Source organism: Pseudomonas sp. Z1-14, from assembly GCF_051132005.1.
Taxonomy (GTDB): domain Bacteria; phylum Pseudomonadota; class Gammaproteobacteria; order Pseudomonadales; family Pseudomonadaceae; genus Aquipseudomonas.
In genome coordinates this window covers 5,028,763-5,042,397 of record NZ_CP071646.1, presented here as the reverse complement: position 1 = coordinate 5,042,397, position 13,635 = coordinate 5,028,763, and the positions used below count along the sequence as shown (strand labels likewise).

Below are 13,635 nucleotides of genomic sequence, written 5' to 3'. Positions count from 1 at the left end.
ATCAGCGGGTCGACACCGGGCGTTTCACCCAGACTGGCGACAGGCTGCTGCCGGAGCCGGTTACGTACAGCACGGCCGCTTCGCCACGCTCCAGGGCAACAGGCTTGACGTCGCCGACTTTCTTGTCGCCTTCGTACAGTGCCAGGCTCACTTTCACCGGGTTGATTTCACGTTCGCCACGGCCCTTGGCCGCTACGTTCGGAACCACTTCGGTCTTGCCATCAGCGGTCTTGAGGGTCAGCGGCTTGTCGCTGAGGTTCTGCATGCGGACCAGGGATTTCTGCTTGTTCTTGAACGGTGGCTCTTCGATCAGTTGTGGCTGGCCGCTGGCGTTGTTGACCAGGGTGTAATAGTGATCGGAGGCCAGTTTAACCGGTACGGTCTGGCTGCCCACCTTGGCGCTGTAGTCGCCGCCAGGCATGAAGCTGAAGTCGCTGCTGGCCAGTGGGGCCACGTCGCTGATATTGGTGCTGCCGACGGTGGCGCTGACTTCGGCGTTGCTGGCGTTGTAGATCCGCACGAAGCTCGAACCTTTTGGCGCGACCGGGCCATACAGGGCCGAGTCACCGGCAAAGGCTGAGAAGGACAGGGCACTCATGCTGGCGACCAGGGCAACGGCCTTGAAGGAGCGAGCAGCGAGACGGCGAGGAGTAGTGTTGAAAGTCATGGTGGACCTCTCTTTCAGTTTTGCGCCCGGTCGGGCGTCTCGGATTGTGTGTTTGCAGCTACGTTCTGTTGGCGGGCGCCGGCTTGTTTGAGCTCGGCGACCCATTGCGGATCGGCGTCGCCGATCTCGTTGTTCACGGGCAGATAACGTTCAGGAAACTCCCAGATCAGCACTTGCGGCGGGCTGTTCTTGAAGGCGTCGCTCTTGAGGTAGCTGAGCATCGGCAGAATCGGGCCATGGCCGTCTTCGGCGTAGTTGACGACGTCGCTGTGCAGGGCTTGCTTGAGTGCACCGACGAAGTTCCAGTTCGGGTTGGCGCTGTAGCTGGTACCGATCAGGGCCACGGGCACCTGGGCATCGGCGAACAGTGCGTCTTCGCTGGCCGGCTGGTCGTCGGCTTCGCGGGTGTTGCGCTTGACCAGCGGTTCCTGGGCTGGCATCAGGTTTTCGAACAGCGGGTCCAGCGGCAGGAACTGACGCAGGTCGCCCTTGTGGATGATTTTTTCCGCAGGCTCTGTGACGAAACGCTGTGGCTCACCATTCAGTGGTGTGCGTTCGGCAATCGCTTTGGCCAGATGTTCCGCAGCGATTTGCGCGCCTTCCGGAGTCCAGTGGGTGTCGGTGCGCAGGAACACTTGCTGACCGCTTTGCTTGGCCTGTTGCAGCGGGGCGAGCAAGTCAGGGGCAAGGATCTTGTCCGCCGCGACACGGGCGTGGAAATCCTGGTACAGGTTGGCGTGAATGCTCGAAGGCTTCACTTCACCCAGGTGCTCCGGATACAGCCGCGCCTTGGCCGGCACGATGGCCATGACCAGGGTAATGCCTTGCTCCTTGAGCTTCTGGCGCACGCCTTCGATCAGCGCGTAGTTGCCTTGCAGGTTCTGGTCTTCGTTGACGATCGGGTTGAATTCCTCGTCGCTGAACAGCCACTGATCGCGGCCCAGGACCACGCCTTTGCGGCCCTCGTTGAACAGCTTGTAGTCCAGCGCCGCCCAGATGTTGGTGCCCAGGCGTTTGATCGGGAATTCTTCGTCGTAATGCGTTTCCACTGCCTTGGCCCAGCGACCGTTGAGCACGGTCGCATCGGGGTTGGTGCTGAAGCCGAGGAAGCTGCGCATCGACCAGATACCCAGCGCTGTCAGTATCAGCATGAACAGTGCGACGTAGAAGATGCGTAATGAGCGGGTCATGTCCGGATCCCTCAGAACTGGAAGTAAAGGAACGGCGAGAAGCTTTGCGCCGACAGTTTGAGAATCGAGGCGATGAACAACACCAATACCAGGGTGCGCATCACGTAGCGCGACCAGTCCACGGTCCAGTAGGCCGGTTGCACCTGGGCTTCGACGCCGACGGTGTAGCCTGGTTCATGGATGGTCGACGGGTTGTCACCCGGTACGGCTTTGATCAGTCCCGGTTGCGCAGTGGCAGGCCCATTGGCTTCGGTGCTCTCTTCAGGCTTGGCCTTGACCGGCGGACGATTGGTGTAGAAGTCGCGCAGGCCGAAGAAGGCGAGGGTGATGTAGGCCACCGCCAACGTAGCGATCTGCAGGCCGGTGAGGTTGGCGCGGGTCAGTTCCGACAGCGACCAGTCACCAAAGCTGAACATCGCGCTGTACATGCGACCGGCGACGTGCAGGTTTTCGGCACGGAAGATCACCCAGCCCATCACCACCAGCAGGAAGGTCAATGCCCAGCGGATCGGGTTGATGCTGCGTGGGTTGGTGTCGATACCCACCGCTTTTTCGATGGCCAGCCACATGCCGTGCCAGGCACCCCAGATCACGTAGGTGATGTTCGCACCGTGCCACAGACCACCGAGCAGCATGGTCAGGAACAGGTTGCGATAGGTCATCAGCGTGCCTTTGCGGTTACCGCCCAGGGTGATGTAGAGGTAGTCGCGCAGCCAGGTCGACAGGCTGATGTGCCAGCGCCGCCAGAACTCGGTGATCGACTGGCTGATGTAGGGCTGCTTGAAGTTTTCCATGAAACGGAAACCCATCATCAGGCCCAGGCCGATGGCCATGTCGCTGTAGCCGGAGAAGTCGAAGTACAGCTGCGCGGTGTAAGCCAGCGCGCCGAGCCAGGCATCGCCCGTGGTCGGGTTCTCCAAGGCGAAGCAATGGTCGGCCACCACCGCCAGGGTATCGGCGATGAACACTTTCTTGATGAAGCCCTGCATGAAGCGCGTGCAGCCTTCGGAGAACTTGTCCAGCGTGTGGGTGCGGTTGTTGAACTGGTCGGCCAGGTCACGGAAACGCAGCACGGGGCCGGCGATCAGGTGCGGGAAGATCGCCACGAATGCCGCGAAGTCGATCAGGTTGCGAGTGGCCGGTGTGTCACCGCGATACACGTCGATGATGTAGCTGATGGACTCGAAGATGTAGAACGAGATACCGATCGGCAACAGTACGTGGGTCAGGATGAACGGGTTCAGCCCGAAGCCGGTGATGATCGCGTTGAGGCTGTCGACACCGAAATTGGCGTACTTGAAATAGCCCAGGATGGCCAGGTCCACGCCCACGCCGAGCAGCAGCCAACGTTGGGCCGGCTTGGTGCGCACGCCGGCGGCACCGACTTTCAGGCCGATCCAGTAGTTCCACAGGGTGACGCCGGCGAACAGGGCGAGGAAGTCCACCCGCCACCAGGCATAGAACACGTAGCTGGCGATCAGCAGCAGCAGGTTGCGATAGCGTTGCCCGCTCAGGTAGTACAAGCCGAGAAAGATCGGCAGGAACAGGAACAGGAACACATTGGATGAAAATACCATCCCGATCTCTCCATGTTGAATCAACAGTCAAGGGCCAGAGCCCCCCCAAACCCCCCCATGAAAACCGGGGGGCTATTACATTTCGAACACTTGCTTACCTGTGGCGAGGGAGCTTGCTCCCGCTCGGCTGCGAAGCAGTCGCATCGTCAGGCTTGGGGGCGCTACGCACCCCAGCGGGAGCAAGCTCCCTCGCCACAGGAAATGTGTTGAGTCTTAACTACCTTTTTCGCCTTTCTCCCGCGAAGGGTCATACACCCGGGTCAGGTCGCCGCCGAGGCGGAAGGTCTTGAACGGTTGCATTTCATGCTTGCGTTCCAGCACGTCCTCGGAGCAGGTGTAGAGGCTGCAGAACGGTTCGAGCCAGGCGAATTTCGAATCGATCTTCAGATCCTTCATGTCCTGCTCGTCGCCGTTCTTCTCTTCGAAGATGTCCGGGTCTTCCACCCCGGCCAGCACCCGGTCGCCCAGTCGCTTGAGGGCGCCATTGTTTTCCTGGCGCAGGTCCACGCCGTTGACCTGGGCAAAACTGGCGATCATCGCCAGCGGCGGCAGGGCATAGTTGTGATAGGACAGGGCGCGTTGCTTGCGCTTGAGCTCGTTGGGCAAGAAGCCTTCGGCGTCTACCTGGTTGACGCCGACCTTGTATTCCTTGACGGCCCAGTCGAACAGGTCACGACGGTTGGTCGCCACGGCGGTCGCCATCACTGACCAGGCGGCCCAGTACGAGTGGTTGTTGGTCTTGTCCAGCGGCAGGTTGTCCCAGTCGCTGACGACCTGGTCGGCCATCTTGCTGAACCAGCTCTCGATCAGTTGCGCCTGTTCCTGGTGGTTCGCCAGCGGGCGCGACTCGGAGAACTTCAGGCGCACATAGGCCGAAGCCATGCTGCCCAGCGCCCATTTGCGCATGGACTTGCCGGTGTGGTTGAAATCCTTGGACATCAACGCATCGGCCTTGGCCCAGGCGGTCAGCCAGTTCAGGGTGCATTCCAGTTGCTCGGGGCGACCGTCGCGCATGAACTGCATCACCTGCTTGCTGATGCCGCGCTCGATCTTGGTGATGTCGGCAGTGCTGTCGCGGAAGGCTTTTTCCGACTGCACGTTCAGCGTCGCGCGAGCCTTGTCGGAGCCCTCGTACTTGCTGCGAAACTGCAGCGAGCCGGTGTAAGGCGTCGGCACGGCTTCGCAGCCCTGGCCGCCGGAGCCTTCCTTGACCTTTTCAATCGGTGCGAAGTAGCCCTGCGGCGGGCGCAGTGGAGCCGCGGCCTGCGTGGCCCCGGCGAATATCGCCAGGGTCAGCAGCGATGGCGCCAACAGCGTTTTCAACGTTCGGGTGCGCATGGTTCTGGTCATGAGACGAGACCTCATTGTCCGATTTGAGCCGTTTGTTGCTCGGCTTGCGGAGATGCATTGCGTTTGCAGACTTTCGCTTCCACTTGCAGTGGCTCTTTACCGGCTTCAGGACCCTGGACCTCTAGAGCCAGGAGGTTCTGCGAGGCCCAGTCTTCGTCGGTGCGCAGTTGGAAGGCGAAACGCCCGTCGGTTTCGGAGGTGTTCGGTTTTTCGATCTTGATGTCCTCGTGGCGCCCATTCATGTACCAGAGGGTGGCTTGCAAGGTTTTCACCGAGGTGTCGGTGAAGCGGATGTCGATCTGGTGACTGCCGTTACGCAGGTCCATATTCTTGCTGTTGACCATCAATTCGTTCTTGCCCGGCTTGAGCTTGGCCTTGCTGCTCATCAGCGCCGGCTTGCCTTCGCAACCGTTGTTGTCCAGCAACGCCATCATCTGGCGGTAGATGGTTTCCTGGTCCAGGCGATACAGCGGCGAGAATTCCCAGATGAGAATCTTCGGCGGGTTCTTCTGGAACTCTTCGCTGCCCAGGTACTGGATCATCGCGCCCTCGAAACCGCCGCCCGGGAAGGCCACGTTGAGGATGTCGGCGCCGATGGCTTCTTGCAGGAAACCGGCGAAGTTGTAGTTCTTGCCGCTGTGGCTGGTGCCCACGAGGGTGATCTGCGGATTGCCGGAATCGCCGAACAGGTCGCCGTCGCCAGCCTCGCCCTTGGGCTCGGTGGTGAACTGGTCCATGTACTGGATCGCATAGCTGGTGCCGCAGAGTTGCCCGGCCATGTTGTGCAGGGTGCCGGTCTTGCCCATGCGGCCAGACTTCTTGGTCTCGAATTCCTGCTTGGGAATATCAGCGAAAGCCGGGATCTGCTTGACCTTCTCGGCCACGATCTTCGCCGTGCGCTGGGCGCCGTACGGGGTCCAGTGCTGGTCGCCGCGGAAGTAGAAGTCGTGGGCCGGCAGGGTTTCGGGCAGGTTTTCGTTGGTCAGTGGCGACAGGTCCGGCACCACGTAACCCATCTGCGCGAAACGGCCGAGCATGGTTTTGTAATTGGCCAGGGCCTTTTCGTAGTCGAAGGAAGCCTTTTCCTGCGGGTTGAGCTTGTTGCGGTTCACCAGGCCACGGGTCGGCTGGTAGACGATCACCAGCTCGACGCCTTTTTTCTTGAAGGCATCGTGCAGTTGCTGCATGCGCTTGTAACCGGCCGGCGTGGTATTGAACTCGGTACGCAGGTCTTCCTGGGTACGGAACAGCCAGTCACCCTGGGCTTGCACCAGCGTGGTGAAGTTTTGCTGGTAGCGCGTGGTGTAGTTCTTCGCGTCATGGGCAGCCGGGCACAGGTTGCAGCAGGGTTCGGCGGTAAAGGTCGGTGCTTTGACTTCATCGGCGCGCGCGCCGCTTGCGGCGGCGAGAATGCCGGCAGTCAGGGCGGACAGGCCCAGAAGTTTAATCATCTGTGGGTTCATAAAGGTCATTCCTCAGTCCCGCATTTCGGTCTGGCGTTCGACAGGGTCGATCAGCACGGCTTTTTGCTGGCGCACCAGCAGATCGAGGATTTCGTCCTGGCGTTCGCCAAGGATCCCCGTGAAGCTGATGCCGCTGGATTTGGTCGGCGCGAGCATGGACACGCGGTACAGCTCGACGCTCAATGGCGAGTCGATGGACAACGGGCCGCTGCCGTTGCCGGCCAATTCACCACCGACCACGATCAGCGACACCTCGGTATCGAACGGATCGAGCTTGATGTCCCGGTCGGTGTCGGAGAGGTCCTTGATGTGGCCGTAGAGCCCGGTCAGGCCGTTGGCCATGGACAGGTTTTCGTACAAGCGGATGTTCACGCTGTTACGAATCCGAATGCCGTGGCGCTGGTTGCTGATCACCTTGTTGCCCCACAACAGGTTGTCACCACTCTCATAAAGCGTGATGCCGTCGGTGTGGTTCTTGTAGATCTCGTTGTAGGCGATCACGTTGTTCACGCTGTTACGGTCGATCACCAGGCCCGAGAGTTTGTTGTCGTAGCTGCGGTTGTTGAAAATGAAGCTGTCGTTGACCTCACGGGAAATAATGATCCCGTGCTTCTTCTTGGTCCCGTAGACGGTGTTGTCGGCAATGATCAGCCGATGGGAACGGTCGTGGGGGTCGATGCCGTAGACGATGTTGTCTTTGTAGGTGTTGCTCTTGACCACGAAATCGTTGGTTTCGTAGCAGTAGAAGCCGTACCACATGTCCGAGAACTCGGAACCGATGATCCAGCCGGTCGGTTCCGGGCGCTTGAGGACCTTGGCCATGTTCGGCGTGTACTGGGAAATACTCACCCCATACGACTTACTGTTGGCGTAGCCGAAGCTGGCCATCTTGGTGTTGACGATGTAGGTCTCGGTGCCGCCCCAGGACAGCAGGAACGGCCGGAACTCGTTGGCCGAACGGAACGTCGCGGGGCCGTTGTCCTTTTCTCGCCAGCCGGTGACCTTGGTGTCGCGGATGAACATCCGGCCATCGTTGACCAGGAACGAGCCGCCCTCTTGGGACAGGCGCAGTTCCTGGGTCTGCTTATCGATTTCCAGGATGCCTTTTTCGCCCACGACAATCGGAATCCGCGCCAGGAAGACGCCTGGCGAAGTTTCCTTGAGGTACTGCTTGGGCACCTTCTTGACCAGATCCTTGAGGTTCATGTAGCCGTCGTCGATGAAGATGGCCTGCGGGATGCCGTGCTGGCGCACCACCCACTCGGCCATCTTGTTGTCGCCGCCGATGAAGTCCTTCAAGGCGTTTTCCTGCATCATCCGCCGCACGCTGACCTTGCCGGGCTTGCTGCGCACGATCTTCGCCGCGACCGCTTCGGCGGTGTAGCCGGAGAGGTCGGGCAGGGTCGGTGCGGCCAGTTCCAGCGGTGCGGTTGGCGCGCTGCTGACGGTGTAGGTCTTGGCTTGCTGCAGTTCCTTGACCACGTTGCCCGGCTTGACCACCGGTTCAACGTTGGCGAACGCCGACGAGCCGGCCAGCAGCATGGCTGCGGCCAACAGGCTGATCGAACCTTTCATCGCCTGGCTGTTCCTGAGGTAGTGGTTCATATCGGGCACTCCCATGGCCGTTCGCATCAGAAGCGCCAGATCACGTCGACAAAGGCGCGATGCATGTACGAATCGACCTCTTTGCCGTAGGCGTCGCCTGGCTTGAACACGCCGCCACGAAAGCGCACCAGCGCCGACGGCTCATCAATCGATTGACTCAGCGCAGCCGGCAGCAGGCCTTGCTTGAAGTACTTGGTGACGACCAGGTCGACTTCCTGGCCCAGGTCCTTGTTGCCGTCGCGCAGCGGCAGGGACGAGGTGGACAGGATCGCGCCGGTCACGTCATCGGTGTTGTTTTCCACGGCGTTGATGCCGTTGCTGCCCACTGCCTTGTTGCCGTCCACGCGCCAGAACTTGTGGTACACCAGGCTGGCGTCGTATTCGTCACGCAGCTGCCAGGAACCGAACAGGCTGGCGCTCTGGGTGTTGGCCATCTCGCCACGGAACGCCTCGCCGAAACGATGCACGCGCGAGCGGGTGCCGGTGAAGTTCGAGCGGTTGCTTTGCAGGCCGTTCTGTTCGTAGTCCTCGCTGGCGCGGGCATAGGCCGCACCGACTTGCCATTGCGGGTCGAGGCGCAGGCGGATACCCAGGTCGGTGGCCCAGCCGTCGACGTCGTCGCTGCGCTTGAGCTGCGCGGGGCGGGTGCCGTCGGCGTTGAGCGGGTTGACGGTGTCGCGGTCGCCGGTCATGCCGGTGACGCTTGCCCAGTAGTTGACGGTATTGGTGTTGCGCCAGTTGTAGGCGTCGCTGTTGGCTTCCAGGCCGAGCCAGGTCAGATCACCGTTCTGGGTCTTGTCCAGGGTGTCGGTGGCCTGGCCCGGGACCGGGTAGTCGAGGCTGCCGCTGTCATGGCTGTGGTGGGCACGGATCCCGGCCCATTGGCCTGGCATCCACTGATAGCCGACGTCACCGTAGACATGCATACGGTCCTTGTCCTGGGGCGACAGCTCCTTGAGGTCGGTGCGGTATTCGCTGAACCGCTCGGCGACGCCCAGGTTGGCGCGCAACAGCGTGGTGTCGAAGGTCCAGTTCAGGGCTTCGATGTTGGTGTCGCGCCATTGCCCGTCGTCATTGCGCAGGCGTTGGCGGCCGAACTTCAACTGCTCGCCCGGATAAGGGGTCAGGCCCCGGTAGCCAATCCAGAATTCGCGCATGGCCAGGTAGCTTTTCTTGGCCTCGCGGTCGCCGCTGTCGGTTTGCTGGGTCGCGTCGTCCGACTGTTGCAGGGTGTCGGTCTCGATGATGTCGGTGGACGTCACGGCCTGGGCCATGGCATAGGCGCTCCACGCACCGCTTTCGCCGTAGACCCAAGGGCGCAGGTCGAGGCCGATGCCGTTGACGTCGCCACCACGCTGGGTGCCGAGGTCGCGGTCATCTTCGGACTGGCCGGTGATCTTCACTTCCAGGCCGAAGTTCTTGCTATCGGTCAGGGCCGCCAGGGTCGGGCAGGACCACAGCAGGGCAAACGACAGGCCAATACCGGCCTGTACAAAAGGATTGAGCTTCAAAAGCTTCATAGAGGTTCCTCGCCGTCATCTTCTTTTAGGGCTTGCAGTTCCAGCGTATCGGGGCTCATGGCGCCGCGAATGGCCTGCTCTTGTTGTAGCAGGCGTTGCGCTTGTGCAAGTTGTTCCGGCGGTAATTGTTCTTCGAGGGTCTGGGCAAGCTCGATGGCTTGCGGGGTGTTTTGCGCCTTGGCCAACTGGCTGAACACATAAGCGTTGACCGGGTTGGGCTTGGTGCCCTTGCCTTGGGAAAACAGCTGGGCAATGGCGTAGTCGGCGCTGTTCTGGCCGTTGCGGGCGGCCTTGAGCAGGTGATCCAGGGCCTTTTGCGAGTACACCTGGCCCAGGTAGCCGCGACGATAGATCTGGCCGAGGTAGTAATCGGCGGCCACTTCACGGCCCACGGCTTTCTGGAAATGCGCCTCGGCGACCTTGGCGTCGGCGGGTACCCATTTGCCTTCGTAGTACAGCTTGCCCAGCAACAGCTCGGCGCGCGGCTGGTCGGCGGCGCGGCCGTTTTCCAGGTATTGCATCATCTTGTCGACGTCGCCCAACTCGGGGAAATCGTAGAGCAGCTGCGCCAGGCTGACCCAGGAAGCAGGGTTGCCGGGCGCGATGCCTTCGAGCAGCGACTGAGCGGTTTTCTCGTCGGTCTTGCCCAGGCTGGAATCGGCCAGGACACGCGCGACACTGTCCACGCGCTGGGCCGAGACCACACCGCGAGCGTGACCGGCCTGCATCTGCTTGATCAGCTCGGCCTGCTGTTCCGGCTGGCCGCGTTTCTGATAGACCGTGGCCAGTTCGACGTAGCAGATGTCGGTGGTCGCCAAGGCGGCCTTGCAGACTCTTTCCACTTCGTCCAGATGCTGGTCGTACGTACCCTGGGTGCGATAGAGCAGGATCTGCGCCAGGCCCGCTTCCGGATAACCGGCGCTGCGCCATTGGCTGATCTGTTGCTGCGCGTTGACGTTCGGGAAGCTGTGGGGATATTGCAGGTACAGCATCGCCAGCGGGATCAGCGTATTGCCTTCACCGTTGGCAAAGGCTTTTTTCAACAGGCCTTCGGCTTCGTGCTTTTCAGCTTCGGTGGAACCGGGCTTGGCCACCAGCAGGCGACCCAGGCGAGCCTGGGCGCGCGGCGAGATGTCGGCGGCGGCGCGGTAGGTCGCCTCGGCCTTTCTCATCTGCTCGGGGTCGCGGCTGTCCACCTGGATATCGGCCAGGCCCACCTGGGCCTCGCTGTAGCCCAGGTCTGCCAGTTGCTGATAGTTCTGCTGCGCCAACGCCGTGTCGCCGCGCTTGAGGGCTTCGTTGGCCAGGCGCTGGTCGGGCAGGCCGGCGCAACCGGCCAAGCTCACGGCCAGTGCCAAGGCGCAGAGGGTCCCCACTTGGAAACGGGCTTGCGGCGCATCATCCTGACCGCGTTGATCCTTTCGCGAGCTGGCTCGCTCCCACAGGCTCTGTGGGGTGTTAAGGATTTTTATAATGGTCACGGGCATTTCCTCGACTTAAAGACCGACGGCCATGGCTTTGTCGATCAGCCAGTTCAAGTTCGGGCCACGGTCGCTGACGACTTCTACCGGACGGCCGGCCAGCGCGCTGTCCAGGGCTTCGTCAGGCTGGATCAGCACACGGATATCGGAAGACAGGTCGGCGCTTTTCAGGCTGGTGCTGCTGACGATCTTGCCAGTGCGGGTGGCGTCTTCGCCGGCTACCTGGAAGCTGACCGGGGTGCCTGGACGCACGTCGCCGAACTGGCGATAGGAGAAGCGTGCCTCGACGTTGGCTTCGGCGCCGCGAGGAACCAGTTGGAAGATCACGTCACCCTTGCTGGCGTACTGGCCGTTGGAAACCAGTTGCTGGGCCACGATGCAATCGCATGGCGAGGTCAGGGTGCCGGTCATTTGCTTGCCGAACAGTTCCTCGACCTTGGCTGGCTGCAGCTGGTTGTCGTCCAGGTGACCCTTGAGCACGTCGAGCATGCTGGTGCTGAAGGTCGCCAGCGGGGCGCCCTTGGCGGCCAGGCCGTCGGCCTTGACCAGGCTTTGCACGGTGCCGTCGCGCGGCATGGTGATGGCCATGCCCGGTACGTTGACGATGCCGGCCTGGGCGTGGCTGACGAAGTACATGCCGTACACCGACTTGAAGATGAAGCCGAATGCCGCCAGGCCGACAATGAAGATGCCCAGGCTGAAGGTCACGGCGCGCAGGCGACCGAAGGCGCTCATGCCACCGTTTTCATCTTTCTGCTTGCGAGCCTTGGTGAAGTTGTCGCGTTGCAGGGTCGCCAGCACATCACCGACGCCGACGATGTCGCCGGCCAGGTGCGAGGTGATGATGTGGCGCAGTGTCGAGATGTCCCGCGGCTCCAGGTTCTGGAACTGGCAACCGGCGCGGCCGGTCTGGCGGTCGTAGGAACGGATCTGCAATTCGACGTCCATGGCCAGGCCGAGGTTGTCGATCACGAACTGCAGGCGCGCCTTGTAGGTCTCGCCAACCTTGAGCGGCAGTTGGCCGGCGTTGAAGCACAACCCACCGGCGGACAGGTCGAGAACCTTGACTTCCATCGGCGTACGGTCGGGGCCGAAGAAGCGCAACTTGGCCGGGATTTTGACCCGGGCGTGTTGGCGTTGGGCTTCGGATTCATGCACTACGTTGACATTCACGGCGGTGTTCATAGGGGCGATTTCCTAGTTAATTCATTCAAGTCCGGTCAGACCATCGTCAGCAGCACGGCGACAAAGATGCTGCCGGCGGAGAAGGTCATGGTCCGAGACGACCAAGTGTTGAACCAACGTTGAAAGCTGGCGAGATCACGGGTCAGGTGGGTGGGCTGGCGAGTCCAGGATTGTTGATCGAGGCGGAAGAACACGTAGATCTTCACCAGCGCGCCGACGATCTGGTTGTAATAGAGAATCGCCGGGTAGGCCGGGCCGATCCGGTGTCCGGAGCACGACAGCAGCAGGGTCAGGAGCAACCGCGTGATGCCGATCCACAGCAGGTACACCAGGATGAACGCGGTGCCGTACTTGACACTGGCGATGATCGCCACGGTCAGGCCCAGCAGCGAGGTCCACATCGATACGCGCTGATCGAACAGCACTACCGAGGTGAACAGGCCCAGACGTTTCATGCCCAGGCCCAATGCCCGGGAGTTCTGCCGCAGGTTGTTCCCGTACCAGCGGAACATCAGTTTGCGGCTCGCCTTGATGAAGCTTTTTTCCGGCGGGTGCTCAACCGTGTTGATGGCGGCGTCCGGCACGTAGAACGTGTCGTAGCCCAGGCGCATCAGGCTGAACCAGCTCGACTTGTCATCGCCGGTGAGGAACTTGAAGCGGCCCAGGCGCCAGTGTTGCAGCGAGTCGCTTTCGACGTCGGCGATGAAGTCCGGGTTGGTCACGACGGTGGCGCGGAACACCGACATACGCCCGGTCATGGTCAACACGCGCTTGGACAGGGCCATGGAGCACATGTTGATGTGACGCTGGGCGAAACGCAGCTTGTGCCACTCGCTCATGATGTAGCCGCCGCGCACTTCGCAGAACTCGTTAGTGGTCAGGCCGCCGACGTTGCCGAACAGCTGGAACCACGGCACGGTCTTGCGCACGACGCCTTCGGCCAGGACGGTATCGCCGTCGATCACGGCCACGACGGCACGGTCGTCCGGCAAGTGACGGGAGATGGCACGGAAACCGAAGGCCAGGCCGTCACGCTTGCCGGTACCGGGAATGCGCACGAAGTCCAGCTTGACGTGCTCTGGCGGGTTCATGCGGGCCCAGAGGCTCTTGACCAGCAGTTCGTCGGACATTTCCACGATGGAGCAGACCACGGTGGTCGGCAGCCCGCAGTCGATGGCTTCGCGGATGACCGAGCTGTAGACCTGGGCGGTGGTCAGCGCATCGATGCGGAAGCTGGTGACCATCAGGTAGACGTGGGACGGATCCGCCGCCTTGCCCAGCTTGCGCACTTTGCGGCGCAGGTGTGGGTAGACGATGTACAGGAAAATCATGCCGCGCACGAAATGCGTCGCGCCCATGGAATAACGCCAGATGCCCACGGCGCCGATCAGGAAGATGAAATCCTTCGATTCGGAGTCGAACGTGGACGTGGGCAGCGCCGTGGCGATGCCCATCAATAAACTCAAGTAAAACAGCCAACCGGCGGCCTGAAGCAGGCCGTGCTTTAGCCTGTGCATAATCTGCATCCGTCTCTATCTCGGGCGGGCCTTGTGGGCGGCCCGATGGGTTAAGGCAGGCGAAAGGCCGGCCGGGGCAA

At 61.5% G+C, this 13,635-nt stretch carries 10 protein-coding genes; all 10 read right to left on the bottom strand.

The window, feature by feature from the left end; genetic code table 11:
- Position 1: 1 nt before the first annotated feature.
- The 10 genes from J3P89_RS23280 to alg8 all read right to left on the bottom strand — a co-directional run bounded on the left by J3P89_RS23280 (position 2) and on the right by alg8 (position 13,555).
- Positions 2-667, bottom strand: a complete 666-nt coding sequence (locus tag J3P89_RS23280) for an alginate O-acetyltransferase AlgF (protein WP_434625923.1) — start codon at positions 665-667, stop codon at positions 2-4.
- 14 nt (positions 668-681) lie between these two features.
- Positions 682-1,857: an alginate O-acetyltransferase gene (locus J3P89_RS23275; protein ID WP_305496611.1), complete on the bottom strand. Its 1,176-nt coding sequence runs from the start codon at positions 1,855-1,857 to the stop codon at positions 682-684.
- Positions 1,858-1,868: 11 nt separating this feature from the next.
- The gene (locus tag J3P89_RS23270; protein ID WP_434625921.1) at positions 1,869-3,434 is read right to left on the bottom strand and encodes an MBOAT family O-acyltransferase; all 1,566 of its coding nucleotides are present in this window, start codon (positions 3,432-3,434) and stop codon (positions 1,869-1,871) included.
- Between the two features lie 213 nt (positions 3,435-3,647).
- Complete coding sequence (locus J3P89_RS23265; RefSeq protein ID WP_434631474.1) at positions 3,648-4,772, bottom strand: mannuronate-specific alginate lyase; 1,125 nt, start codon at positions 4,770-4,772, stop codon at positions 3,648-3,650.
- A 23-nt stretch (positions 4,773-4,795) separates the two neighbouring features.
- Positions 4,796-6,247, bottom strand: a complete 1,452-nt coding sequence (locus J3P89_RS23260) for an alginate O-acetyltransferase (RefSeq protein ID WP_434631471.1) — start codon at positions 6,245-6,247, stop codon at positions 4,796-4,798.
- Between the two features lie 12 nt (positions 6,248-6,259).
- On the bottom strand, positions 6,260-7,852 hold the full coding sequence (gene algG, locus J3P89_RS23255) for a mannuronan 5-epimerase AlgG (protein WP_434695769.1): 1,593 nt from the start codon (positions 7,850-7,852) through the stop codon (positions 6,260-6,262).
- Between the two features lie 26 nt (positions 7,853-7,878).
- Positions 7,879-9,363, bottom strand: coding sequence for an alginate export family protein (locus J3P89_RS23250; RefSeq protein ID WP_305501346.1), 1,485 nt, complete (start codon positions 9,361-9,363; stop codon positions 7,879-7,881).
- A gap of 5 nt (positions 9,364-9,368) precedes the next feature.
- Positions 9,369-10,853, bottom strand: a complete 1,485-nt coding sequence (gene algK / locus J3P89_RS23245) for an alginate biosynthesis TPR repeat lipoprotein AlgK (protein WP_434569717.1) — start codon at positions 10,851-10,853, stop codon at positions 9,369-9,371.
- A gap of 15 nt (positions 10,854-10,868) precedes the next feature.
- Complete coding sequence (locus J3P89_RS23240; protein ID WP_305496605.1) at positions 10,869-12,038, bottom strand: alginate biosynthesis protein Alg44; 1,170 nt, start codon at positions 12,036-12,038, stop codon at positions 10,869-10,871.
- Positions 12,039-12,073: 35 nt separating this feature from the next.
- On the bottom strand, positions 12,074-13,555 hold the full coding sequence (gene alg8, locus J3P89_RS23235; RefSeq protein ID WP_370870998.1) for a mannuronan synthase: 1,482 nt from the start codon (positions 13,553-13,555) through the stop codon (positions 12,074-12,076).
- Positions 13,556-13,635 lie beyond the last annotated feature (80 nt).

Bases quoted from the DNA above. Each gene is read 5' to 3' on its own strand.
- J3P89_RS23240 (WP_305496605.1), bottom strand. From the start codon at position 12,038: ATGAACACCGCCGTGAATGTCAACGTAGTGCATGAATCCGAAGCCCAA.
- J3P89_RS23270 (WP_434625921.1), bottom strand. From the start codon at position 3,434: ATGGTATTTTCATCCAATGTGTTCCTGTTCCTGTTCCTGCCGATCTTT.
- alg8 (WP_370870998.1), bottom strand. From the start codon at position 13,555: ATGCACAGGCTAAAGCACGGCCTGCTTCAGGCCGCCGGTTGGCTGTTT.
- J3P89_RS23265 (WP_434631474.1), bottom strand. From the start codon at position 4,772: ATGCGCACCCGAACGTTGAAAACGCTGTTGGCGCCATCGCTGCTGACC.
- J3P89_RS23280 (WP_434625923.1), bottom strand. From the start codon at position 667: ATGACTTTCAACACTACTCCTCGCCGTCTCGCTGCTCGCTCCTTCAAG.
- J3P89_RS23275 (WP_305496611.1), bottom strand. From the start codon at position 1,857: ATGACCCGCTCATTACGCATCTTCTACGTCGCACTGTTCATGCTGATA.
- J3P89_RS23260 (WP_434631471.1), bottom strand. From the start codon at position 6,247: ATGAACCCACAGATGATTAAACTTCTGGGCCTGTCCGCCCTGACTGCC.
- algG (WP_434695769.1), bottom strand. From the start codon at position 7,852: ATGAACCACTACCTCAGGAACAGCCAGGCGATGAAAGGTTCGATCAGC.